This window comes from Amycolatopsis sp. 3B14 (assembly GCF_050958625.1).
In the GTDB taxonomy this organism is placed as follows: domain Bacteria; phylum Actinomycetota; class Actinomycetes; order Mycobacteriales; family Pseudonocardiaceae; genus Amycolatopsis_E; species Amycolatopsis_E thermoflava.
In genome coordinates this window covers 54467-76969 of the sequence record NZ_JBHZEN010000060.1, presented here as the reverse complement: position 1 = coordinate 76969, position 22503 = coordinate 54467, and the positions used below count along the sequence as shown (strand labels likewise).

Sequence of the window (22503 nt, the reverse complement as noted above, 5' to 3'; positions counted from 1 at the left end):
TTCGATCCGAGGGGCAAACTGTACCGTCCGGACTGTTCAGAAAAGGATCGTGATCGTGATGGCCGGGGGACGCCGGGACTGGGCCGCGCTGGGTGTGCTGGTCCTGCCGGTGCTGCTGATCAGCGTCGACATGACGGTGCTCGGGTTCGCGCTGCCGTACCTGAGCGAGGACCTCGGCCCGACCGGCGCCGAGCAGCTGTGGATCGTCGACATCTACTCGTTCGTGCTCGGCGGGCTGCTGGTGCTGATGGGCACGCTGGGGGACCGGATCGGGCGGCGCAAACTGCTGCTGTCCGGCGCCGTCGCGTTCGGCGTCGCGTCCGTGGCCGCGGCGTTCGCGACCAGCCCGGGCATGCTCATCGCGGCGCGGGCGCTGCTCGGTGTCGGCGGGGCGACCCTGATGCCGTCGACGCTGGCGCTGATCCGGTCGATCTTCACGGACCCGGCGCGGCGGCGGACCGCGATCGCGGTGTGGGGCGCCGGGTTCTCCGGCGGGATGGCGCTCGGCCCGGTGCTGGGCGGCTGGCTGCTGGAGCACTTCTGGTGGGGCTCGGTGTTCCTGATCAACGTGCCGGTGATGGTGGTGCTGCTCGTCGCGGGGCCGTTCCTGCTGCCGGAGGCGCGCGACCCGCGGCCCGGCCGCTTCGACCCGCTGTCCGCCGTGCTGTCGCTGGCCGCGGTGCTGCCCGTGGTGTACGGCATCAAGCGGTTCGCCGAGCACGGCGCCGATCCGCTCGCGGCCGGGAGCGTGCTGACCGGCGCGGCGTTCGCGGTGGTGTTCGTGCGGCGTCAGCGCGCCCTGCCGGATCCGATGCTGGACCTGGCGCTGTTCCGGGACCGCCGGTTCAGCGCGTCGGTGCTGACCAACATGCTCGGCGTGTTCGCGCTCGTCGGCCTGCTGTTCCTGGTGCCGCAGTATCTCCAGCTGGTGCTGGGGCTGCGGCCGATGACGGCGGCGCTGTGGCTGCTGCCGACGACGGTCGCCGGGATCGCGGGCTCGTTCGCCGCCGCCCGGCTCGCCCGGCGTGTTCCGGTCCCGCGGCTGATCGGCGGCGGGCTGCTGGCCGCGGCGGCGGGTTTCGCGGCGCTGGTGACGCTCGGCGTCCACAGTGGACTGGCGATTCTGGTGGCCGGGATGGCTCTGGTCGGCTTTGGGGTGGCGCTGTCCGAGACGCTCACCAACGACCTCATCATCACCGCGGCGCCGCCCGCGCGTGCCGGTGCGGCGTCGGCGATCTCGGAGACGGGGTTCGAGCTGGGCGGCGCGCTCGGCACGGCGGTGCTGGGCAGCATCGCGGCGGCGTTCTACCGGGCCGGCGTGCCGGGCGACGCGGGGGAGACGGCACGCGAAACCCTCGGCGGCGCGGTCGCCGCGGCCGCCGGGCTGCCGCCCGCCCTGGCCGAGGCCCTGCTGGCCGCGGCCAGGGCGGCGTTCGTGCACGGCCTGCAGGTGAGTGCCGTGGCCGGGGCCGCGCTGCTCGCCTACACCGGGGTGCAGGCGCTGGTCCTGCTGCGGTCTAGAGGAACAGGCGCAGCACCCGCGCACGAGCCTCGCCGAGCAGCGGCTCCGCGCGGCTGACGAGGTCGCGCAGTTCGGCGGCCCGCTCGCCGCGCGGGGCGGTGTAGGTGGTCGCGGACCCGTGGGCGAACCAGTTGCTCAGGTCGTTGCGAGCGGTTTCCCGGAGCGGCTCGTCCGGGCCCAGCAGCAGGCGCAGGTCCAGGGCGAGGCGGGTCCAGGTGTCGCGGGCGGACAGCAACTGGAACGCGTTGCGCCTGCGGTGCCCGGGCTGGCCGGGATCGAGCATGCGGCGTAGCGCCGCCTCGTCGATCTCGGTGGCGCACCCGCGCAGCGCGAGCACCACCTGCCGCGCGACGCGCGGGGACGGGTCGGCCAGCAACGGCGCCAGGCGGTCGACCGGGACCACCCGCAGGTGCCGCAAGGCGCGGACGGTTTCGGCGCGCACCTTGGGCCGGGGATCGGCGAGCAGCGGCAGGAGCAGCGCCCCGTCGGCCTCGGTTCCGGTCTCGCCGAGGCCCGCGACCGCGCCCGGGCTCGCCGCCGCGGTCACCAGCTTGCGGTAGTGCGGGGCCGGGTCCTCGCCCGCCCGGCGCAGGACGAACTGGGCGTACGCGCGGACCAGCGAAGCGGGGTCGGCCAGCGCCGGCAGCGCGTCAGCGGGGTCGCGGACCGCCCGGGCGCGCAGGGCGGCCGTGCCGCTGCTGCGGAGCAGGTGCAGCACCTCGGGGTCGGTGCTGCCGGCCAGGCGGGCCGCGCAGGCCAGCCGGATCTTCAGGTCCGCGTCCTGGAGCCCGGCCGTCAGCTCGCCGACGTCGGCGCGCCCCGAGGTGTAGACGGTCCGGCGGGTGAGCACGTCGGGGGAGGCGAGGGTGGCCGAGCGGACTTCGGGCGTCCGCAGCATGCCTTCGAGTGTCACGGCCAGCCACTCGCCCTGCGCGCGTGGCCGCAGCAGGCACGCGAACGGGAACAGGTCCACCGCGGTCATCGGGTCCCGGAAGAGGTGGCGGAGGCACTCCCGCCGGGCGCGCTCGCGCACCTGCGGCACCCAGTCCGCCGCGCGGATCGCCAGCACCGGCAGGGCGATCCGCTCGTCGAGCCGCGTCAGCGCGGCTTCGCGGAGGCGGCCGTCCCGGCCGAGCGCCCGGGCCAGGACGCCGCGGTGCCCCCGCGGGTGGCGCCGCGCGCCGTCGTCGACGGCGAGCCACAGGCGCGGGCTCGCCCCCGCCATCGCCGCGACCTCGGCGTCGGCGTTCCGCGCGGCACGCACCGCCGCGAGTCGCTCCGCCACCTCGTCCTGGTTGATCCGCACCCGGCGATCGTCGCGCCTGCGGGACCGTCCGCCAACCGGTTATCGCGTGGTGTGGGCCCCGCCGTTGACGTGCAGGGTCTGTCCCGTGATGTGCCGGGCGCCCTCGGAGGCGAGGAAGAACGTCGTCGCCGCGACGTCGTCCGGGTGGCCCGCCCGGCCGTTGTGCGTGGCCGCGATCAGGGCACTGCGCCGGTCCTCGCTGAGTTTTCCGTGGAAGAAACCGGTTTCCGCGATGTAGCCGGGCGCGATCAGATTGGCCGTCACACCCTTCGGCCCGACCTCCGACGACAGCCCGGCCGTCCAGGCCGCCAGCGCCGCCTTCGCCGCGCCGTAGGAGGACGCGGCGTACTCCGCGCCGATCGAGCCGATGTTGATGATCGACCCGCCCGGTCGCATCCGGTCCCGCACGGCGGTGGTGGTGAGCACGGCGCTGAGCAGATTGGCGTCCAGGTTCGCCCGCCACGCCCGCAGCACCTCGCCGAGGCCCTCGCCGGCGGGCGCGGTGAGGTCGGTGTTGCCGCCCGCCATGTTGACCAGCACGTCCAGCTCCGGCCCGAGGTCGTCGGCCATCCGCGCCACCTGCTCCGGATCGGTGGCGTCACAGGTGATGGCCCGCGCGCCGATCTCGGCCGCGGCCCTGGCGAGCCGTTCGCCGTTGCGGCCGGTGACGACCACGGTGTCCCCGGCCGCGCGGAACCGGGCGGCGACCGCCCTGCCGATTCCGTTCCCACCGCCGGTGACCAGCACGATCCGACCCACTGAGCATCTCCTCTCTGCTATGTTTAGCTCTAAACGTAGCGGAGGGAGGCAGGCCGTGTCGAACGACCCCGGCGCCGACGGCTACCCGATGGCGTCGATCCTGCGGTGGCCCGCGCACGACATCGCCGAGTCGTGGCGGCGCGAGCTGCCCGGCGTGCGCACCGAATCCATCGAGATCATCACGCCGGTGTGGCGGGTGGCGAAGCTCCTCGCCGACGACCGGCGGCGCACCCTGGCCGAACTCGGCGTCGATCCGTCCACACTGGACCTGCTGAGCGTGATCCGGCGCGCGGGCCCGCCGTACGAGCTGACCACCCGCGAGATCACCCGGCGCACGCTGGTCACCCCCGGGGCGGTGTCCCAGCGCGTGGCCCGCGCCGAGCGGGCGGGGCTCGTCGCACGGGCCCCCTCGTCGGCATCGCGCCGCGCGGTCGCCGTCCGGCTCACCGACGCCGGGCACCGCCTCATCGAGACCACCGTGCGCAGGCTGCTCGAACACGAGGCGGACCTGATCGGCGGGCTCGCCCCGGACGAGCGCCAAGCCCTCACCGGCCTGCTCGCGCGGCTGGAGCGGACACTCGCGCCGGAACCAGGGTGAGCGCGATCAGCACGGCGACGACCAGGAGCCCGGCGCCCAGCGCGAGGCCGAACGCGTACCCGTCGACGGGGGTGCCGGATCTGCTGTGCGCGGCCGTGCCGAGCGCGGCCAGCCCGAGCGACGCCCCGATCTGCCGCGAACTGTTGAGCAGACCGGAGGCCGTGCCCGCCTCGCCCGGCGCGACACCGCCCGTGGCCACCGACACCACCGGCCCGAGGCACAGTCCGAAGCCGACACTCGTCACGATCGACGGGCCGAGGACGTCGGCCAGGAACGACCCGTCGGCGCTCAGGAAGCCGAACCAGGCGAATCCCGCCGCGGTCAGCACCCCGCCGCCCGCCATCAGCGTCCGCGGCGCGAACCGGTGGCCGAGCTTGACGGCCAGCACCGACCCGGCGACCACCCCGAGCGCGAAGGGCAGGAACTGGACCCCGGCCGCCGCGGGCCCGGTCCCGAGCACCTGCTGCAGGTAGAGCGAGACGAAGTAGAACGCCGACGCCATCGCCGCGCCGAGGAGCAGGTTGTAGAGGTTCGCCCCGGCCACCGCACGGTTGGCGAGCAACCCCGGACGCACCAGCGGATCGCGGGCTGTCGTCCGTTCGATGTGGACGAACGCGGCGAGCAGCGCGACGGCGAGCGCCAGCGTGACGAGCGTGACCGGCGAGGCCCATCCGTGCTGGTCGGTGCGCACGACGCCGAACACGAGCGTGGTCATGCCCGCGGTGGCCAGGACGGCGCCCAGCACGTCCGGCCTGCCGTCGCGGGCCGGCTGGTCGGCGGCGACGCCGCGCCGTGCCAGCACCAGCGCGACAGCCGCCATCGGCGCGCTGACGAACATCACCCACCGCCAGCCCGCGTACTCGGTGAGGACGCCGCCGATGAGCACACCTAGCGCGCCGCCGGCGGCGTTCGTCGCGCTCCACACGCCGAAGGCCCGCACTCGTTCCGGTCCGGCGGGGAAGGTCGAGGTCAGCAGCGCCAGCGCGGCCGGGGCGGCCGCCGCGGCGCCGATGCCCTGCACGGCGCGTGCCGCGACCAGTTGACCGGGGTCCTGCGCGAAACCGCCCGCCAGCGAAGCGATGCCGAACACGGCGAGCCCGGTCAGCAGGACCCGCCTCCGGCCGTGCCGGTCGGCCAGCTTGCCGCCGAGCAGGAGCAGCCCGCCGAAGGTGAGCGCGTAGGCGTGGATCACCCAGGTCAGGCCCACCGCGGTGAAGCCGAGCGCCGCCGCGATCCGCGGCAGCCCGACGTTCACCACCGACAGGTCCAGCGACACCGTGAACTGCACGACGGCCACCGCGGCGAGGGTGAGCCCCGCCCGGACAGCCGGCGCCGTCGATTCCGTCTTCGTCATGCCCAGTCCTCCGGAGTTTTCGAACGCGTTCCGAAAGTAGCACCGGCGGGGTCCGGCTGTCGACCGCGGAGGAGGGCAGCATGATGGACCCGTGCCCCGACCCGATGCAGCGCGCGCCCGGACCGGGCGGCCACCGGTGACGTCCCGCGCGGAGATCCTGGCGGCCGCGCGGCGGCTCATCGACCGCGACGGCTGGGAGAAGCTGAGCGTCCGCAAGCTGGCCGCGGAACTGGGGATCGGGCCGACGACCCTGTACCACCACGTGCGGGACAAGGCGGACCTGCTGGTGCAGCTGCTCAACACCTACACCGGGCAGCTCGATCGGCCCCGGCTGCCGGACGACCCGCGGGAGCGGATCGTCGTGGCGGCCACGGTGATGCACGAGGCTCTCGCGGCGTGGCCGTGGGCCGCGGAGGTCGTCACCGTCGACGGGTTCGTCGGCCTGCTCGACGAACCGGCGCTGTGGATGGTCGAGACGATCGTGGGCGGCGCCGTCGAGAGCGGATGCACGCACGCGCAGGCCGTCGGCGTCTTCCGCGGCATCTGGTACTACACGGCGGGCGAGGTCCTCGTCCGCGCCCGCTCCGCGCGCCGGGACGAACGGCCCACGCGCGACGCCGCCTTCCGCTTCGACCCGGCGGAGACGCCGCACCTGGCGGCGATCGGGGACCGCTGGCCGGAGCTGGCGGCACGCGACACCTACGCCGACGGCCTGCGCGCGCTCGTCGACGGCCTGCTCGACCGGCGGTGACGGCGCGGGGCCGGCCAGGGCCGGCCCCGCGCCGCGGGATCAGGCGGTGCCGGTGAACGTCCAGACCGCCGTCGAGCCGGGGCCGACCACCAGGTTCGACTGGCCGATCTGCTCGACGTGCCGCGGCACCGACCGGTTGAGCGTGAACACGACCTGCTTGAGGCCCGCCTGCTCGCGGGGCACCGCGTCGTAGCGGATCGTGGTGCCGCCGCCGCTGGCGATCACGCTGCCGTCGGCCAGGGTGACCACCTTGAAACCGCCCGCGGTCAGCAGCGGCACCGTGATCGCGAGGTCCTCCGGGGTGACCCCGATGCGGATCGCGGCGATGTCCCGCATCAGGTGGTCCTGGTAGCCGTCGGGCAGGTACCGCTCGCGGCTCACGTCGTCGGGCGTGGCGGCGGGCTCGGTGCCGCTGCGCGGATCGGCGAAGTACTCCGGCAGGTACTCCATCGCCCAGCCGTCGAACGCCTGGTACGCGGGCGCGGCGCGCACGGTGTCGAACCAGGGCACCGGGACGCCGTCGCCGAAGTCCCGGGTCTGCCGGTAGTCCACCGGGGTGATGCCCTGGTCCTGGAGGCGCTGCCGCACCTTGGCCAGGTCGCCGGCGCGCTCGCTGGACAGCGCGGTCCCCGCCGCGCCGAACAGGCCGTCGGAGCCGGGCAGGTCGCCGACGCCGAACAGTTCGAGGTAGGTCTCGCGCCCCTTCAGGTAGCGGCCGGTCCAGGTGATGCCGCCGCCGGTGGTGGTGCGGACCTCGAAGTTCGCGAACTCCCGCAGGTAGGCGGAGTGCTCGACGGCGTCCGCGGTCTGTCTGTCCAGCACGTCGTAGGCGTGGTTGTAGAACAGCAGCTGCGGCACGCGGCCGTCTTCGTCGGCCTGGGCGGCGGGCGCGGCCACGGCCGCCCCGGCGACAGCGAGGGTGAGTGCGGCGATCTTCCGCCGGAAACGCAGTTGTCGGATCATGGCGGGATTGAATCCCGACCGGTCAACCGGCACCGTGGTCTACACTGGTGATCGCGGCCCGCACAGTTCTGCCTCGGGCCGCGTTTCGTTGTCGGCCACCACGTGCCGCGACCGTGCCGGTCCGCGCCGGGCAGGACGACCCCCGACGTTCGGAGCTTTCCCCGTGACTTCTGCCCCTGTGTCCGCTTCCGCCGCGCCTTCCTTCGCCGCGCTCGGCGTGCCCCCGGTGCTGGTCGCCGCGCTGGCCGAGCGGGGCATCGACGCGCCGTTCCCGATCCAGGCGGCGACCCTGCCGCACTCGCTGGCCGGCCGGGACGTGCTCGGCCGGGGCCGCACCGGCTCCGGCAAGACCTACGCGTTCGCGCTCCCGGTGCTGACCCGGCTCGCCGCGAGCAGCGCGCCGCGCAGGCCAGGGCGGCCCCGCGCGCTGATCCTCGCGCCGACCCGCGAACTCGCCACCCAGATCGACGCGGCGCTGGCGCCGCTGGCCGAGGCGCTGTCGCTGCGCACCATGACCGTGTTCGGCGGGGTCGGCGCGGCGCCGCAGATCGCCGGGCTGCGCGCCGGGGTCGACGTGCTGGTCGCGTGCCCCGGCCGGCTCGCCGACCACCTCGCGAGCGGGCACGCGCACCTGGACGCCGTCGAGATCACCGTCCTCGACGAGGCCGACCACATGGCCGACCTCGGGTTCCTGCCGCAGGTGAAGCGGCTGCTGGACCGCACACCGCGCGACGGTCAGCGGCTGTTGTTCTCGGCCACCCTGGACGCCGGGGTCGACGTGCTCGTGAAGCGGTTCCTCAGCGACCCGGTCACGCACAGCGTCGACTCCGCGCGCTCGCCGGTGGCGACGATGGAGCACCACGTGCTGCACGTCGAGCCGGACACGCGGCTGGACGTGCTGGTGGACCTGGCGGCCGCGCCGGGCCGGACGGTCGTGTTCACCCGCACCAAGCACCGGGCGAAGGCGCTGACGCGCAAGCTCGTCGCGGCGGGCGTGCCCGCGGTGGAGCTGCACGGCAACCTCGGCCAGACCGCGCGGACCCGCAACCTGGCCGCGTTCTCCGACGGCAGCGCGACCACGCTGGTCGCCACCGACATCGCCGCCCGCGGCATCCACGTGGACGACGTGGCGCGGGTCATCCACGCGGACCCGCCGGTCGAGCACAAGGCCTACCTGCACCGTTCCGGCCGAACCGCCCGAGCCGGCGCGGCGGGCGTGGTGATCACCCTGATGACCGACGACCAGATTTCGGACGTCCGCGACCTGACCAGGAAGGCCGGGATCAGCCCGGTCACGACCCGGTTGGCGCCGGGGCACGAGCTGCTGAGCGAGCTCGCACCGGGCGACCGGGTCTTCCGCAAGCTCCCAGCGCGCAGCGGCGCGGGCGCGGCCGCGCGCCGGGGTGGTGCGGGTGCGTCGCGCCGGTCGGGCGCGGAGCCGCGGGAGAAGCGGGCCGGTGCGGCCGCGCGAGGTTCCGGTGGCGCCCGGCGCAAGCCGGGTGGGGACGGGCGGGAGCAGCCGGGCCGTGGTGAGGCGCGGCAGCGTCCGCGTGGTGACGGTCGGCAAGACCCGGGCGCGGGTGCCGCACGTGGATCCGGAGGCCGGCGGAAACCGGACGTGCGGCAAGAGCCGGGCGGGTCTGGCGGTGCCGGTCGGCGCGAGCCGGATGTGCGGCAGCCTGGCCGTGGTGCGGGTGCGCGCAGGTCCGGCGGCAGCGCCCGGCAAGAGCCGGGAGCCCGGCAGCAGCCGGGTGGCGAGCGGCAGCAGACGGGCCGTACGGGCGCCACCTCCGCACGGCGGTCGGGCGGGGCCGCGGCCTTCTCCGCGGGCGCCCGCACCGGCCGCCGCCGGGGTGGCTCCTCTCGCTGATCTGCGCTGGGAGCCAACCGCGCTGCGCGCGGGATGAACCAAGCCGGGGGTGCGCCTGGGGGAGTTGCCCCGGGCCCGACGCGTCCTGGGGCCCACTCGGGCGCGCCGCGCCCGAGTGGCCCCGTGCTGGTAGCCACGCCGCCCGGGCGCGGACCTGCGCCGGGCCGCAGCCCCGTCGTGCCCAGGCGCGGCCTGCACCGAGCGTCAAGCGCCCTGGGCCTGCGCGTGGACCCGCGCCAGTGCCTTGTAGTTCTCGGCATTCGCGCGCGTCCCCGCCTGTTCCTCGGCGGTGAGCGGGCGCCGGACCTTCGCCGGGAGTCCGGCGACCAGTGAGCCGGGCGGGATGTCCGCGCCCTCGAGCACCACCGCGCCCGCCGCGACGAGGCTGCCCGCTCCGATCCTCGCGCCGTTGAGCACCACCGCGCCCATCCCGATCAGGCAGTCGTCCTCGATGGTGCAGCCGTGCAGGACCGCACGGTGCCCGACGCTCACTCCGGAGCCGATCGTGACGGGGAACCCGGGATCGGCGTGCACGATCGTGCCGTCCTGGATGTTGCTGCCCGCGCCGACGGTGATCGTGTCCAGGTCCGCGCGCAGCACGGCCGTGTACCAGACGCCGGCGCCCGCGGCGACGGTGACCGCGCCGGCGACCACCGCGCCCGGCGCGATCCACGCGCCCGCGTCGACGGACGGCTCCTTGCCGTCCACGGTGAGGTGTGCCATGGGTGTCCTTTCCCAACCTGTCTACTGTGGATCAGAGTGCGGACGGCAGGATCGCCGCCGTCCAGGCGAGCAGGGGCGCGCCCGCCACGACGAGCGCGCTGTAGGCGAGCATGCGGCGCTGGAAGACGCGCTTGTCGGGGACCTGGGCCTGCGCGAGCACGATGATCCCGTTGGTGGAGAACGGGCTCACGTCCACGACGGTGGAGCAGAAGCCGAGCGCGACGACGAACCCGGCGGCGCCGAGCTGCCCGAGGTCGAGCAACGGCACGGCCAGCGGAAGCGCGATCCCGAGGGTGCCGATGGACGAGCCGAACGCGGACACGATCGCCACGGCGAAGCACAGCAGCAGCGCGGCGAGCACCGGCGACCCGAGTGCCGCGGCCGCTTTGCCGAGCATCGCCAGGGTGCCGTTCTCCTTCAGCACCGCCATGTACGACAGCATCCCGCACACCAGCAGCACGGCGGGCCAGGCGACCTCGTCGGCCGACGGCTTGTGCCGGTCCGGGGCGAGCAGCAGCAGGACGGCGGCGATGACGAACGCCGCCAGCCCGACGTCGATCCCGAACGCCCCGGTGACCAGCAGCGCGAGCATGCCGGTCAGGGTGATCACCCGCAGCGGGGTGACCCGCGCCTCGGTGACGACGGTGGTCCGGGTCCGCGTGAGCGTGCCGGTGGACCCGCCACCGCCGGCCGGCTGGGCCGGTCCCGCCACGTCCTCGTCGCGGCCGAAGAGGTCGCGCCCGAGGACCGCGAACAGCACGGCGGCGATGAGCACGTTGAGCCCGAACGGCACGGCGAACAGCAGCAGCGGGCTGAGGTCCAGGCCGGCGTCGTGCACCATGCCGGTGGTGAACGCGCCGTAGACGGTGATGGGGGAGAACGCGGCCGACAACGCGCCGTGGCTGAGCATCATGCCCATCAGCAGCGGGTTGATCCGGTAGCGGGCCGCGATGGGCATCGCGATGGGTGCGAGCATGCCGACCGCGAGCACCGACCCCAGCGACATGAGCACGGCGGCGAGCGCGAACATCAGCCACACCACCGCCCACCGCCGCCCGCGCACCAGCTTGAGCGATGCGGCGACGACGAGGTCGATCGTGCCGTTGACCTTCGCCACCCCGAACAGCAGCGTGATGCCGACGACGAGGACGAACGTGTCGCCGGGGAAGTACCCGGTTACGTCGTCGACGGAGATGCCGGAGATCGCGCCGACGACGAACGCGGCGACGAACGCGAGGATCCCCATGTTGACGGGCAGGACTGTGGCGATGGTGAACACCGCCACGAGGACGAGGAGTGAAACGAACTGGACCATTGCGACCTGTTCCGGTCACGCACGCCCGCGGGGCGGGCCACGTCACCATTGACGAGGGACCAGGGGAACGACGCGGCCGGTCAGGCCGGTGCGGGGGCGCGGCGCAGCGCGTCCCGCACGGTGGCGACCGCGGTGGACAGCACGTCTTCGTCGATCCCGGTGGGGATGCCGCGGGCGTGCAGGTGGGCCACGAGATCCTCGGTGGCGATGTTGCCGTGGGCACCGGGCGCGAACGGGCAGCCGCCGTAGCCGCCCGCGGCGCTGTCGAAGCGGGTGACGCCCGCCTCGATCGCGGCGTCCACTGTGCTCAGTGCCCGACCGTGCGCGTTGTGCAGGTGCAGGGAGAGTTCGACGTCGGGCAGTGCGTCGCGGACGTGCGCGAGCGAGGTCATGACCTGGTCCGGCGTGGCGGTGCCCAGCGTGTCGGCGAGCCCGATGCGGCGGATGCCCATAGCGGTGAACCGCCGGCTGACCGCGACCAGCCGGTCCGGGGTGACCGCGCCGTCGAACGGGCACACGAACGCGGTCGAAATGCCGGCCCGGAAAGCGGTTCCGGGGTGCTCGGCCACCGCGCGGGCCAGGTCGTCCAGCGCGGCGTCGCTGTCCCGGCCGGCGTTGGCGCGGCTGTGCCCGCTGCTGGCGGAGGCGACGACCAGCACGTCGCGGGCGCCCGCGGCGACGGCGCGGCGCACGCCGCGGGCGTTGAGCGCGAGGAAGGTGTAGTGCACGGAGTCCTGGTGCGGCAGGGCGGCCACCAGGTCCTCCGCCCCGGCCATCTGCGGCACCTTGGCGGGGTTGACGAACGATCCGGCTTCCAGGTGCCGCAGGCCGGCGGCGACGAGCGCCTCCGCGATCGCGACCCGGTCGGCCACCGGCACCACGGCCGGCTCGTCCTGCAGGCCGTCGCGCAGCACCACGTCGGTGATGGTCACGCTCACCTCAGATCACCTTCCGCTCGCGGTAGCCGGACAGGCGGTCGGCGCCGATGCCGAGCAGCCCGCCGAGCACGGCTTCGGTGTGCTCGCCCAGTTCCGGGCCCGCCCACCGGACGTCGCCGGGGGCGCCGGGCAGGCGCGGGACCACGCCGGGGAAGCGGATCTCCTCGGGCTCGTCCTCGACCACGACCTTGAGGGGGCGCAGCATGTCCCGCGCGCGGTAGTGCTCGTCCGCCGCGATGGCCCGCGCGTCGTACACCGGCCCCGCAGGCACCCCGGCTTCGTTGAGGATCCGCACCGCCTCCGGCGCGGTGTGCGCGGATGTCCACGCGGTGATGGCGGCGTCGAGTTCGTCTTCCCGGGCGGAGCGGGCGTCACCGTCGGCGAGCGCCGGGTCCTCGGCCAGGTCCTGGCGGCCGACCGCGGTCATCAGGCGGCCGAACGCGCCGCTGGAGTTGCCCGCGATCATGACCGACTGCCCGTCGGCGGTGGGGTAGACGCCGCTGGGCACCACACCGGGCAGGTTCCCCGCGGTGCGCTCGCGCACCACGCCGTAGGCGTCGTAGTCCGGGATCAGCGACTCCATCATCATGAACACCGACTCGTAGAGCGCGACGTCGGCGACCCGCGGGCCGTCGTGGGGGAGACCGCGTGCCTTGCCCAGCAACAACATCAGCGCGCCGACGACGCCGTAGAGCCCGGCGGCGGCGTCGGCGATCGGCGCGGCCGGCCGCACCGGGGGACGGTCGGGGTGCCCGGTGACCTGCCGCAGCCCGCCGAAGGCTTCGGCGACGCCGCCGAACCCGGCGCGGTCGCGGTACGGGCCGGTCTGCCCGTAGCCGGAGATGCGGACGACCACGAGGTCCGGGTTCACCGTGGTGAGGTCGGCCGGCCCGAGGCCCCAGCGTTCCAGCGTGCCGGGGCGGAAGTTCTCGACCACCACGTCGCACTGCCGCACCAGGTCCAGGACGAGCGCGCGGCCCTCGTCCTGCTTGAGGTCCAGCGTGACCGACTTCTTGTTGCGGGCGATGGTCCGGAACAGCATCGAGGTGCTGCCGCGGGTGCGGCGCCAGCCGCGCAGCTCGTCGCCGACGCCGGGCCGTTCGACCTTGATCACCTCGGCGCCGAAGTCGGCGAAGACGCGGGTGGCGAAGGGGGCGGCGATGAAGTTGCCGAGTTCGAGCACGCGGATGCCGGTCAGGGGAGCGTCGGCCACAACGCCTCCGTTCTCAAATAATGACTAACGCTGTCATTTATCGAGAAGGACCATAAGCCGCGAGAGCCGGCGCCACAAGACCGGCGCGCAACTTCAGCGGTGGCGCAACGCCCTTCCCAGGGTTTCCGCGGCTGCGACCACGAGGTCGCCGTACTGCGCGCCTGGCCCGTCGTCGGACACCCGGAACACCGGGGCGGCCAGGCAGACCGCGGCGACCACGTCGCCGCGGTAGCGCACGGGCGCGCTGACCGAGCACAGGCCGGGGGTCCGCTCGGACACGCTCTCCACCCAGCCCCGCCCGGCGCCAGTGAGCGCCAGAGCTGCCGATCCCTTGTCCGACAACGGCAGCACCGTGCCCACGGGCACGGCGGCGCGGAGCTCATGGGGCGACTCCTCGCTGGCCACACACAGCCGGTCCTCACCGCGCAGCACCCACAGCTGGGCCGTCTCGCCGGTCTCGGCCCGCAGCCCGGTGAGCACCGGCGTCGCGGCGGCCGTCAGCGCGGACGAGGCGAACCGGGGGCCGATGTGGTGGCGGCCGTCGTCGTCGCGGTGCAGCAGGCCGTGCTTGACCATGGCGGACACCAGACGGTGGGCGGTCGGCACCGACAGTCCCAGCGCGCGGGCGATCTCGCTGGCCCCCATCGGGTTCGCCTCGACCACGTCCAGGATCGCGACCACCCGGTCCAGCACACCGACCCCGGTCGACACCGTCTCGCGCCGCTGCTCGTCGTCCGCCACGCCGACACCGTAGCGCCGCCGGTACGCGGTCGCCGCGGCGGCTCGCTGGACAAAGTGACCAGTGAAAGCGGTCAAACGCCGGGCAGAACGCGCACAATGATCAGCGTCGGGGGCGACACTTGCGCAGCTTCGGCGCCGCCACGCACCCTTCGGCCATGCACGAAGCTGATCTCCCCGCGCTCCACCGCCTGATGGTCGTGGCGCGCCGGCTCGACGAAGAGGCCATCGCGCTGCAGCGCCAGGGCGTGTTCCCCGCCTACGCGCCCGCCAAGGGCCAGGAGGCAGCGCAGGTCGGCAGCGCCGCCGCGCTCGACCTGACCCGCGACTTCGCCTTCCCCTGCTACCGCGAGCTCGGCGTCGCGGTGGCGATGGGCGTCGACCTCGTCGGCTACCTCGCGACCCACCTCAACGTGTGGCACGGCGGGCTCTACGACCCGAAGGCCTCCCGGCTGGCGCCGTTCAACGCCGTCGTCGGCGGCCCCGTCACCCACGCGGTCGGCTGGGCGATGGGCGCGAAGCTCGACGACACCGGCGGCGCGGCGATCACCTACTTCGGCGACGGCGCCAGCTCACAGGGCGACGTGCACGAGGCGATGAACTTCGCCGGCGTCTACCGGCTGCCGGTGGTCTTCTTCTGCCAGAACAACGGCTGGGCGATCTCCGTGCCGACAGCGGAGCAGGTGGCGGGCGGCTCGGTGGCGGCCCGCGCCGCCGGGTACGGCATCGAGGGCGTGCGCGTCGACGGCAACGACGTGGTCGCGGTGTTCGAGGCGACCCGCGCCGCGCTGGACCGCGCCCGCGACGGCGGCGGCCCGACCGTGATCGAGGCCATGACCTACCGGATGGGCCCGCACTCCACATCGGACGATCCCGGCCGCTACCGCACGCTGGAGGACGAGCGCGCATGGCTCGACCGGGACCCGCTGACCCGCGCGGCCGCGCTGCTGTCCGCCGACGAGGTCGCCGCCGCCGAGGCGCACGCCGCCACGGTGGTGAGCGGTGTCCGCGACGGCCTGCTGGCGCTGAAACCACCGCCCGCCGAGGAGCTGTTCTCGTTCGTCTACCGCGAGCCCACGACGGCCCTGCTGGAGCAGCAGCGGGTGTGGAAGGAGTCCCTCGATGCCTGAGTTCTCGTTGCAGCAGGCGCTGAACCTCGCCCTGCGCCACGCGTGCGAGGACGACGACCGGGTGCTGATCTTCGGCGAGGACGTCGGCACGCTCGGCGGGGTGTTCCGGGTGACCGACGGGCTGCGCGACAAGTTCGGCGAGCACCGCGTGTTCGACACCCCGCTCGCCGAGTCCGCGATCATGGGCATGGCGGTCGGGCTGGCGGTGGCCGGGTGGCGGCCGGTGCCGGAAATCCAGTTCGACGGCTTCAGCTACCCCGCGATCGACCAGATCGTCAACCAGGTCGCGCGCATGCACTACCGCAGCCGGGGCGTGCTGAACATGCCGATCACGTTGCGGCTGCCCAGCTTCGGCGGGATCAAGGCGCCCGAGCACCACGGCGAAAGCCTGGAGGCGCTGTTCGCGCACGTGCCGGGCCTCAAGGTCGTCGCGCCCGCCACCCCGAGCGAGGGCTACCGCCTGCTGCGGCAGGCCATCGCCGATCCCGACCCGGTGATCTTCCTCGAACCCAAGTCCCGGTACTGGCACCGCGAGACGTTCGACCCCACCGAGCCGGCCGAGATGCCGCCGCCCGGCACCAGCCGCATCGCCCGGCCCGGCAAGCACGGCACCCTGGTCGCGTGGGGCGCGATGGTCGCCCGCTGCCTGCAGGCCGCCGAACTGGCCGCCGAGGACGGGGTCGAACTGGAAGTCCTCGACCTGCGCTGGCTCAAGCCGATCGACACCGACGGGCTCGCGCGGTCGGTGGCCCGCACTCGCCGCGCGGTCGTCGTGCACGAGGCGCCGCTGACCGCCGGGCTCGGCGCCGAGGTGTCCGCGCTGATCACCGAACGCTGCTTCGCCGACCTGCGCGCCCCCGTGCAGCGGGTCGCCGGGTTCGACGTGCCCTACCCGTCCGGCGCGCTGGAGGACGAGTACCTGCCCAGCGTCGACCGCATCCTGACCGCCGTGCAGACCACCCTGGAGTACCGCCGTGGCTGAAGTGACCTTCCCCCTGCCCGACCTCGGCGAGGGCCTGATCAGCGCCCGCGTGCTGGAGTGGCTCGTCGCCGAGGGCGACTGGGTCGAGCGCAACGCGCCGCTGGTCGAACTGGAGACCACCAAGTCCGCCGTCGAGATCCCCTCGCCCCAGTCCGGCCGCGTCACCCGGCTGCACGTCGGCGAGGACGAGGAACTCGCGGTCGGCGCGCCGCTGGTCACCTTCACCGTGGAGGACGCCGGGATCGTCGGCACCGTCCCGGAGGAGCGCAAGCCACAGCGGCGCGTCCGCCTGACCCTGCCGGAGGACTGAGGCGTGTTCGCCACCGCCGCCGACGGCACCAAGATCTGGTTCGACCACGCGCCCGGCCCGCGGCCGGTGCTGCTGATCCACGGCTTCGCCTCGGACAGCGTCCGCACCTGGGAGCAGACCGGCTGGGTGCGGGCGCTGGCCGGGCTCGGGCACGTGGTCGTGGATCTGCGCGGGCACGGGCAGAGCGGCAAGCCGGCCTCCGGGTATGCGCCCGGCGGGCTGGCGCGGGACGTCCTCGCCGTGCTCGACGAGGCCGGGTTGTCCACTGTGGATGCCGTGACGTACTCGATGGGCGGTCTGGTCGGGTGGGGGCTGGCGCGGCTCGCCCCGGGACGGATCGGCCGGATGGTGCTCGGCGGCATCGGCGGGCGCCCCGTCGCCCGCGAGTCGATGGAGCGCGTGCGCGAGGCGCTGTCCGGCGGCGACCTGGACGCCTGCGTCGACGGGATGGCCGGCCACCGGCTCGACGGCCCGCCGCCGGTGCCCGTGTTGTTCGCCGCCGGTGAGCAGGACGAGATCGCCGCGGACGCGCCGGAGTTCGCGGCGTCGCTGGGTGCGCCGTTCGTGTCGCTCGGACGGCGCACCCACTTCAACGCGGTGTCCAGCCGCAGGTTCAAGGACGCGGCGCTCGCGTTCCTCGCCCCTGCAGGATGACCAGCGCCCCGAGGACGAGCACGGCGGCGCCGAGCACCCGCAGCCCGGTGTCCGCGCCGGACACGAACGCCGGGATCACCTGGTGGGCCGGGGCGCGGGTGAGCGCCTCGGCGACGGTGTGCGCGCCGCGCGCGTCCTCGGGGAGCGCGGCGCTGAACTGTGACGTGAGCACCGTGCCGATGACGGCGACGCCGAGCGCGCTGCCGAACTCGCGGGTGGTGGCCTGCAGCCCGGTCGCGGCCCCGGCCTGCGCGGCGGGCAGCGAGCCGGCGATCACCCCGGACAGCGTCGGCAGCGCCAGCGTCACGCCGATCCCGGTCACGACGAGCCAGGCCGCGTAGAGCGTGTACGGGGTGGCGGTGTCGCTCGTGGACAGTCCGAGGAGGCCGGCGCCGACGAAGGCGAACGCGAGCGCGGTCACGGCGGTGAGCCCGATCCGCGCCGTCAGCCGGCTGACGTGCCGCGCGCCGAAGATGATCGGCACCGTCAGCGGGATGACCCCGAGGCCGGTCCACAGCACGCCGAACCCCTTGCCGTACTGCAGGAACGACGCGTTGACGTAGAACAACGCGAACATGCCGAAGAAGATCGCCGTCATGCCCAGGCACGCGCTGCGCAGGCCGGCGATCCGGAACAGCCGGGGATCCAGCAGCGGGTGCCGGACCTTCAGCTCGACGACCGTCCACACCGCGAACAACACGGCGGAGCAGACGAACCCGCCGATCACCACTGGGCTGCCCCAGCCGGCCTCCGGGCCCTGCACGATGCCCAGCAGCAGCGCCACCGAAGCGGCGACCAGCAGCACCGCGCCCGGCACGTCGAGGCGGCGGTCGTGGCGCGCCGACACCGGCGCGATCCGGGCCACGAGCGCGGCCAGGACCAGCGCGATCGGCACCGCGGCGGCGAACAGCCAGCGCCACGACCCGCCGGTGAGGATCGCGCCGCCGCCCGCGTTGCCGATCACCCCGCCGATGCCGGTCATCGACGCCCAGGTGGCGATGACCGGGCCCGTCCGGTCGGCCGGGACGGCATGCAGCAGCACGGCGAGGGTGTTGGGCAGCACGGCGGCCGCGCCGATCCCGGTGACCGCGCGCCCGGCGAGCAGGAGCGGGATGCCCGGCGCGATGGCCGAGAGCAGCGCGCCCGCCGCGAACAGGGCCAGGCCGGCGAGCAGCACGCCCTTGCGGCCGAAGCGGTCGCCCGCCGCGCCGCCGGGGATCACCAGGCAGGCGAAGAAGACGACGTAGGTGTCGACGATCCAGACCAGCGCCGAGGCCGACGGTCGCAGGCCGCTCGCGGCGAGCATCGGCACGGCCAGGTTGACCGCGGCGACCATGCCGACGACGAGGACGACGCACGCGCACATCACGGTGAGCAGACCCCGGTGCGAAACCCGGGTGAGAACTTGTGGCATGACACGGACGCTAGGGATTCGCGTGGGCTGCCTGCCACGCAACTTTGACAAGGCAAGCTTGCGTACCATGCAACTGTGGCCGAGCAGCTCGATCTGAACCTGCTGCGGGTGTTCGACGCCCTCCTCCGGGAGGGCAGCGTGACGGCGGCGGCCGAGCGGCTGCACCTGTCCATCCCGGCCACCAGCCGCGCGCTCGGGAGGCTGCGGCGGGCGATGGACGACCCGATCCTGGTGCGCGCGGGCCGCGGGATGGCGCCGACGCCGTTCGCGCTCCGCACCGCGCCCCGGGTGCGGTCGCTGCTGGAGGAGGCGGCGGCGTTGATCAGCGCAGATCGTGAGGTGCGGCTCGCGGAGCTGGAACGAACCTTCACGATCCGCATCAACGACGGGGTGGCGGCCACACTGGCGGCGGCCGCGGTGGAGGCGGCGTCCGCGGTCGCGCCCGGGGTGACGCTGCGGTTCGTCGCGGAGGGCAGCGAGAGCGCCGAGGCCCTGCGCGACGGCTCGGTGGACCTGGACATCGGGGTGGCGGGGGCAGCGGCGCCGGACATCCGGACGGCCGTGCTGTACCGCGAACGGCTGGTCGGCATCGTGCGGGCGGACAGCCCGCTGGGGCGGCACCGCCGTCCGACGCTGGCCCAGCTGTGCCGGCACCCGCACGTGTCGGCGTCCCGCCGCGGCCGGGCGCGCGGGCCCCTCGACGAGCTGCTCGACGCCGCCGGACTGCAGCGGCACGTCGCCGCGGTGGTGCCGACCTTCGCGGTGGCCGCGTTGCTGGTTTCGTCGAGCGGCTACGTCGGGCTGGTGCCGCAGCGGCTGGCCGCCCAGTACGGCGGGGCGCTGGGCCTGCGGTGGTTCCCGGTCGCGGCGGAGTTGCCGGAGCTGGAGGTGCACCTGCAGTGGCACGCGCGGCTGGACGCCGACCCCGCGCACCGCTGGCTCCGCGGCACGATCCGGGACGCGGTCAACCGAACGTCAGCACCGGCTTGATCACCTCGGCCGCGACCGCAGCCGTTTCGTTTCCTCGGACGGGAATTCCGTTCAGCCGTAGCGGGCGAAGCAGCGCCGCGCCGCGCGCAGCAGGCCGGCACGACGATCACCGGGAGGGGTGGCCATGGCCGGAGACTCCAGGCGGTCACCGCCGGGTCAGCCGGACCACCGGGTACTCACGGTCGCTCTTGCGCTGGTACTTGTCGTAGCGCGGCTGTGCCGCGACGATGCGCTGCCACGCCCGGGCTCGGTCGGCCCCCTCGAGCCGCTGCGGCTTCACCGGCACCCGGTCCGGACCGGACAGCTCGATCGCCGCCTTGTCCGGGTGCGCCATCAGGTTCGCATACCAGTCCGGGTTCCGGTTGCCGCCGCCGGAGGCGACGAGCAGCCAGTCGTCGCCGTCGGCGAACCAGGTCACCGGCGTCTCCCGAGGCTGCCCGCTGCGGCGGCCGGTGGTGTGCAGGATCAGGACCTCCATGCCCATCATCCGGCCGCCCTTGCGGCGGATGCGCGTGACGGTGCGGGCGTTCATGCGCCGCTGGAACCAGAGTGAGAGCTTGCTCGCCATGCCGGACAGTCAACCCCGCGGTGCGGGCCGGTGCTTCTCGATTCCTGACCGGTTCGCGGGCGTGACCAGCCCGGACTCGTAGGCGAGCACCACCAGTTGCGCGCGGTCGCGCGCGTGCAGCTTGGTCATGGCGCGATTGACGTGCGTCTTCGCGGTCAGCGGGCTGATCACCATGCGCTCGGCGATCTCGTCGTTGGACAGCCCCTGCGCGACCAGCGCCACCGCCTCGCGCTCGCGGTTGGTCAGCTCGCCGAGGCCGGGGCCGGGGTGCAGCGGGCGGCTGACGTACCGGTCGATCAGCTTGCGGGTGATCGACGGGGCCAGCAGGGCGTCGCCGCGGGCGGCGACCCGCACGGCGTGCAGGAAGTCCTCCGGCTGGATGTCCTTGACCAGGAACCCGGCGGCACCGGCGCGCAGCGCGTCGAACACGTACTCGTCCAGGCCGTAGTTGGTCAGGATGACCACGTGCACCGCCGCCAGCGCCGGGTCCGCGGCGATCCGGCGGGTGGCTTCGATGCCGTCCACGACCGGCATCTGGACGTCGACGAGCGCGATGTCCGGCACGTGCTCGCGGGCGAGCGCGACCCCGGCCGCGCCGTCGGCGGCCTCGGCCACCACCTCGATGTCGTCCTCGTTGTCCAGCAGCGCGCGGAACCCGCTGCGGATGAGCGGCTGGTCGTCCACCAGCAGAACGCGGATCACGGCACCCGCTCCACGGGCAGTTCGGCGTGGACGCGGAACCCGCCGTCGTCCCGGGGCGCGGCGACGAGGCGGCCGCCGAGCGCGGTGACCCGCTCCCGCATTCCGAGCAGCCCGACCCCGGGCGACGGCGGGGCGTCCACTGTGGCCGTTCCGTCGTCGTCCACGCGGATCTCGACCGCGCCGGGCCGGTATCCGATGTGGACCGACGCGCCGGCGGCGCGGGCGTGCCGGGCCACGTTGGTCAGCGATTCCTGGACGATCCGGTAGGCGGTGCGCTGCACGGCGGCGGGGATTTCGTCGCGTTCGCCGTCGATCGTCAGCGTCGTCTCCAGGCCGGTGGACCGCGCGCGCCGCACCAGTTCCGGGACGTCGTCCAGCCCGCGCGGCGGGCTGGTGTCGTCGTCGCGCAGCGCCTCCAGGGTCGCCCGCAGCTCGCGGGCCGCCTCCCGGCCGGCGTCGCGGATCGCCAGCAGCGACTCGGGCACCTCTTCGCCGCGCTTGCGGGCGAGGTGCACGGCGACCTCGGCCTGCACCTTGATGACGGAGATCTGGTGGGTGAGCGAATCGTGCAGCTCGCGCGCGATGTGCAGGCGCTCCTCGTCGGCGCGGCGCCGCGCGGTCTCCTCCCTGGTGCGCTCGGCCTCGTCCGCCCGGCGCTCGGCCTGCCGCACCGCCTCGCCCGCCGCACCCGCGGCGACCAGCCACGCCAGCTGGAGCACGTCCCGGGAGTGGGCGAACGCCGCGCCGACGGTCTCCTCGTGCGAGATCAGCAGCACGAACGGCAGCGCGGCCAGCATGACCACGGTGGCGGCCACCGCGACGAGCCGCCGCCCGGCGCGGACGGCGGCGAACACCGCGAACAGGTAGGCCAGCGCCGGCACGTCGACCCCGATCGCCTGGGCGCCCAGCGCGCTCAGCCCGGCCGCCGCGAGCACGGCCACCGGCGCCCGGCGGTGCGCGGCCAGTGCCAGACCACCGGCGGCCAGCAGCGCGTAGCCCAGCGGGGCGAGAGCCGGGGCGGGCGCCGACAGCGCGGTCACCAGGAGGATCGCCGCCATCCCGGCGCCGATCGCCCAATCCCCGGCACGGATCGTCCCGCCCCCGGCGCGCATCATCCAGTTCCCGGCGCGGCTCATGCCCGAAACCCTAGCCGGATCGTCGCGCGGGCGAGTCCTGCGCGCGCAGCATCCCGCCACTACCGCGGGCGCAGTACTTCCGCTGTTCCTGCGGCGCCGGCGGCAGCGCGGATTGCCTGCGCCTGCCGGACGACCGGCGGCGTGATCCGGCGCAGGATCACGGTGTCGGAAAAACCGTTGCGGCAGAAGGAGTTCGCCATGTTCGTCCAGTACACGCTCGCCCAGTCCGTCGACGCCGGAACGCTCACCACCGGACGGCTCGTCGGAGCAGTCGCCGCGCTGGTGGCGCTGGCCGGGGTGGTCGCCGGAGCGCTCGCGGTGGCACGGCACCGGCGGCGGGGCGCCACCGCGGCACTGGCCACCGGCGTGGCCGGCATGGCGGCCGGCGGGATCGTGGTGGCGATGGCCGAGGGCGGCCCGGGCACCGGGTACGGCATCGTCGGCGGGTTCGCGGCTCTGGCCATCGGGCTGGTCGCCGCCGCGCTGGGCGGGCTCGGGCTCGCCCGCGCCCGCGCCCGTGCCTGAAACCGGTCGCCCGGGCGGGCGGGCGCTGTTAGCTTGCGAAGC

Annotated in this window: 24 protein-coding genes; 10 read left to right on the top strand and 14 right to left on the bottom strand. The window is 74.4% G+C overall.

All coding sequences use genetic code 11. The features are described from left to right. Positions 1-58: 58 nt before the first annotated feature. Positions 59-1579: an MFS transporter gene (locus tag ACCP09_RS30775; protein ID WP_433752183.1), complete on the top strand. Its 1521-nt coding sequence runs from the start codon at positions 59-61 to the stop codon at positions 1577-1579. On the opposite strand, the gene ACCP09_RS30770 is transcribed toward ACCP09_RS30775, so the two are convergent. After that, positions 1518-2828, bottom strand: a complete 1311-nt coding sequence (locus tag ACCP09_RS30770) for a HEAT repeat domain-containing protein (protein ID WP_433752181.1) — start codon at positions 2826-2828, stop codon at positions 1518-1520. The two genes, ACCP09_RS30775 and ACCP09_RS30770, sit on opposite strands and share 62 nt — an antisense overlap. A 39-nt stretch (positions 2829-2867) precedes the next feature. Further along, positions 2868-3587 carry an SDR family NAD(P)-dependent oxidoreductase gene (locus tag ACCP09_RS30765; protein WP_433752179.1) on the bottom strand — a complete coding sequence of 240 codons (720 nt, stop codon included), beginning with the start codon at positions 3585-3587 and terminating at the stop codon, positions 2868-2870. Between the two features lie 55 nt (positions 3588-3642). Between ACCP09_RS30765 and ACCP09_RS30760 the strand changes: the two genes are divergently transcribed. Beyond that, positions 3643-4185: a MarR family winged helix-turn-helix transcriptional regulator gene (locus tag ACCP09_RS30760; protein ID WP_123686957.1), complete on the top strand. Its 543-nt coding sequence runs from the start codon at positions 3643-3645 to the stop codon at positions 4183-4185. Here ACCP09_RS30760 and ACCP09_RS30755 read toward each other — a convergent pair. Continuing rightward, entirely contained in the window at positions 4133-5539 is a 1407-nt protein-coding gene (locus ACCP09_RS30755; RefSeq protein ID WP_433752176.1) for an MFS transporter, read from the bottom strand. The genes ACCP09_RS30760 and ACCP09_RS30755 overlap by 53 nt on opposite strands. A gap of 91 nt (positions 5540-5630) precedes the next feature. Between ACCP09_RS30755 and ACCP09_RS30750 the strand changes: the two genes are divergently transcribed. After that, positions 5631-6290, top strand: a complete 660-nt coding sequence (locus ACCP09_RS30750) for a TetR/AcrR family transcriptional regulator (protein ID WP_231960920.1) — start codon at positions 5631-5633, stop codon at positions 6288-6290. A gap of 39 nt (positions 6291-6329) precedes the next feature. Here ACCP09_RS30750 and ACCP09_RS30745 read toward each other — a convergent pair whose 3' ends face one another. Continuing rightward, positions 6330-7253, bottom strand: coding sequence for a DUF5829 family protein (locus ACCP09_RS30745; protein WP_433752174.1), 924 nt, complete (start codon positions 7251-7253; stop codon positions 6330-6332). 163 nt (positions 7254-7416) lie between these two features. Between ACCP09_RS30745 and ACCP09_RS30740 the strand changes: the two genes are divergently transcribed. Further along, positions 7417-9123 carry a DEAD/DEAH box helicase gene (locus ACCP09_RS30740; protein ID WP_433752172.1) on the top strand — a complete coding sequence of 569 codons (1707 nt, stop codon included), beginning with the start codon at positions 7417-7419 and terminating at the stop codon, positions 9121-9123. Between the two features lie 204 nt (positions 9124-9327). Here ACCP09_RS30740 and ACCP09_RS30735 read toward each other — a convergent pair whose 3' ends face one another. The 5 genes from ACCP09_RS30735 to ACCP09_RS30715 all read right to left on the bottom strand — a co-directional run bounded on the left by ACCP09_RS30735 (position 9328) and on the right by ACCP09_RS30715 (position 14053). After that, positions 9328-9846, bottom strand: coding sequence for a gamma carbonic anhydrase family protein (locus ACCP09_RS30735; RefSeq protein ID WP_433752170.1), 519 nt, complete (start codon positions 9844-9846; stop codon positions 9328-9330). 31 nt (positions 9847-9877) lie between these two features. Further along, positions 9878-11161 (bottom strand): SLC13 family permease, encoded by a 1284-nt coding sequence (locus tag ACCP09_RS30730; protein ID WP_431910302.1) that lies wholly within the window; start codon positions 11159-11161, stop codon positions 9878-9880. Between the two features lie 80 nt (positions 11162-11241). After that, positions 11242-12099, bottom strand: coding sequence for a hydroxymethylglutaryl-CoA lyase (locus tag ACCP09_RS30725; RefSeq protein ID WP_433752168.1), 858 nt, complete (start codon positions 12097-12099; stop codon positions 11242-11244). Between the two features lies 1 nt (position 12100). Then, complete coding sequence (locus ACCP09_RS30720; RefSeq protein ID WP_378337071.1) at positions 12101-13312, bottom strand: CaiB/BaiF CoA transferase family protein; 1212 nt, start codon at positions 13310-13312, stop codon at positions 12101-12103. A gap of 93 nt (positions 13313-13405) precedes the next feature. After that, positions 13406-14053: an IclR family transcriptional regulator gene (locus ACCP09_RS30715; protein WP_433752166.1), complete on the bottom strand. Its 648-nt coding sequence runs from the start codon at positions 14051-14053 to the stop codon at positions 13406-13408. Positions 14054-14208: 155 nt separating this feature from the next. Between ACCP09_RS30715 and ACCP09_RS30710 the strand changes: the two genes are divergently transcribed. From ACCP09_RS30710 to ACCP09_RS30695, 4 genes are read left to right on the top strand one after another with little or no spacing between them, the layout of a single operon-like run. After that, positions 14209-15180: a thiamine pyrophosphate-dependent enzyme gene (locus ACCP09_RS30710; RefSeq protein WP_433752164.1), complete on the top strand. Its 972-nt coding sequence runs from the start codon at positions 14209-14211 to the stop codon at positions 15178-15180. After that, positions 15173-16162, top strand: a complete 990-nt coding sequence (locus tag ACCP09_RS30705) for an alpha-ketoacid dehydrogenase subunit beta (RefSeq protein WP_027929965.1) — start codon at positions 15173-15175, stop codon at positions 16160-16162. The genes ACCP09_RS30710 and ACCP09_RS30705 overlap by 8 nt, the downstream gene beginning before the upstream one ends. Beyond that, positions 16155-16472, top strand: a complete 318-nt coding sequence (locus tag ACCP09_RS30700) for a biotin/lipoyl-containing protein (RefSeq protein WP_020418037.1) — start codon at positions 16155-16157, stop codon at positions 16470-16472. Before ACCP09_RS30705 ends, ACCP09_RS30700 begins: the two co-directional genes overlap by 8 nt. A 3-nt stretch (positions 16473-16475) precedes the next feature. Further along, on the top strand, positions 16476-17126 hold the full coding sequence (locus ACCP09_RS30695; protein WP_433752162.1) for an alpha/beta fold hydrolase: 651 nt from the start codon (positions 16476-16478) through the stop codon (positions 17124-17126). On the opposite strand, the gene ACCP09_RS30690 is transcribed toward ACCP09_RS30695, so the two are convergent. Continuing rightward, positions 17086-18492 carry an MFS transporter gene (locus tag ACCP09_RS30690; protein WP_433752263.1) on the bottom strand — a complete coding sequence of 469 codons (1407 nt, stop codon included), beginning with the start codon at positions 18490-18492 and terminating at the stop codon, positions 17086-17088. The two genes, ACCP09_RS30695 and ACCP09_RS30690, sit on opposite strands and share 41 nt — an antisense overlap. 123 nt (positions 18493-18615) lie before the next feature. On the opposite strand from ACCP09_RS30690, the gene ACCP09_RS30685 reads away from it, so the two are divergent. After that, positions 18616-19530: a LysR family transcriptional regulator gene (locus tag ACCP09_RS30685; RefSeq protein WP_433752160.1), complete on the top strand. Its 915-nt coding sequence runs from the start codon at positions 18616-18618 to the stop codon at positions 19528-19530. A gap of 145 nt (positions 19531-19675) precedes the next feature. Here the strand turns inward: ACCP09_RS30685 and ACCP09_RS30680 are convergent, their stop codons facing one another. Genes ACCP09_RS30680 through ACCP09_RS30665 form a run of 4 tightly spaced genes read right to left on the bottom strand, consistent with a single transcriptional unit; the run spans position 19676 to position 22136 of the window. After that, entirely contained in the window at positions 19676-20098 is a 423-nt protein-coding gene (locus ACCP09_RS30680) for a nitroreductase/quinone reductase family protein (RefSeq protein ID WP_433752158.1), read from the bottom strand. A 9-nt stretch (positions 20099-20107) separates the two neighbouring features. Further along, on the bottom strand, positions 20108-20800 hold the full coding sequence (locus ACCP09_RS30675; protein WP_400991332.1) for a response regulator: 693 nt from the start codon (positions 20798-20800) through the stop codon (positions 20108-20110). Then, a complete protein-coding gene (locus tag ACCP09_RS30670; protein WP_378337062.1) occupies positions 20797-21936 on the bottom strand; it encodes a sensor histidine kinase in 1140 nt (379 codons plus the stop codon). Before ACCP09_RS30670 ends, ACCP09_RS30675 begins: the two co-directional genes overlap by 4 nt. Before the next feature lie 59 nt (positions 21937-21995). Next, positions 21996-22136, bottom strand: a complete 141-nt coding sequence (locus tag ACCP09_RS30665) for a hypothetical protein (RefSeq protein ID WP_157360561.1) — start codon at positions 22134-22136, stop codon at positions 21996-21998. Here ACCP09_RS30665 and ACCP09_RS30660 point away from each other — a divergent pair. Further along, positions 22135-22461: a DUF6223 family protein gene (locus tag ACCP09_RS30660; protein WP_378337061.1), complete on the top strand. Its 327-nt coding sequence runs from the start codon at positions 22135-22137 to the stop codon at positions 22459-22461. The two genes, ACCP09_RS30665 and ACCP09_RS30660, sit on opposite strands and share 2 nt — an antisense overlap. The last annotated feature ends 42 nt before the right edge of the window (positions 22462-22503 follow it).

What these genes read in the sequence shown, in the direction of transcription:
- ACCP09_RS30690 (WP_433752263.1), bottom strand. Translation starts at nt 18,492, where the DNA reads ATGTGCGCGTGCGTCGTCCTCGTCGTCGGCATGGTCGCCGCGGTCAAC.
- ACCP09_RS30735 (WP_433752170.1), bottom strand. Translation starts at nt 9,846, where the DNA reads ATGGCACACCTCACCGTGGACGGCAAGGAGCCGTCCGTCGACGCGGGC.
- ACCP09_RS30670 (WP_378337062.1), bottom strand. Translation starts at nt 21,936, where the DNA reads ATGAGCCGCGCCGGGAACTGGATGATGCGCGCCGGGGGCGGGACGATC.
- ACCP09_RS30710 (WP_433752164.1), top strand. Translation starts at nt 14,209, where the DNA reads ATGCACGAAGCTGATCTCCCCGCGCTCCACCGCCTGATGGTCGTGGCG.
- ACCP09_RS30755 (WP_433752176.1), bottom strand. Translation starts at nt 5,539, where the DNA reads ATGACGAAGACGGAATCGACGGCGCCGGCTGTCCGGGCGGGGCTCACC.
- ACCP09_RS30705 (WP_027929965.1), top strand. Translation starts at nt 15,173, where the DNA reads ATGCCTGAGTTCTCGTTGCAGCAGGCGCTGAACCTCGCCCTGCGCCAC.
- ACCP09_RS30660 (WP_378337061.1), top strand. Translation starts at nt 22,135, where the DNA reads ATGTTCGTCCAGTACACGCTCGCCCAGTCCGTCGACGCCGGAACGCTC.
- ACCP09_RS30730 (WP_431910302.1), bottom strand. Translation starts at nt 11,161, where the DNA reads ATGGTCCAGTTCGTTTCACTCCTCGTCCTCGTGGCGGTGTTCACCATC.
- ACCP09_RS30680 (WP_433752158.1), bottom strand. Translation starts at nt 20,098, where the DNA reads ATGGCGAGCAAGCTCTCACTCTGGTTCCAGCGGCGCATGAACGCCCGC.
- ACCP09_RS30745 (WP_433752174.1), bottom strand. Translation starts at nt 7,253, where the DNA reads ATGATCCGACAACTGCGTTTCCGGCGGAAGATCGCCGCACTCACCCTC.
- ACCP09_RS30775 (WP_433752183.1), top strand. Translation starts at nt 59, where the DNA reads ATGGCCGGGGGACGCCGGGACTGGGCCGCGCTGGGTGTGCTGGTCCTG.
- ACCP09_RS30665 (WP_157360561.1), bottom strand. Translation starts at nt 22,136, where the DNA reads ATGGCGAACTCCTTCTGCCGCAACGGTTTTTCCGACACCGTGATCCTG.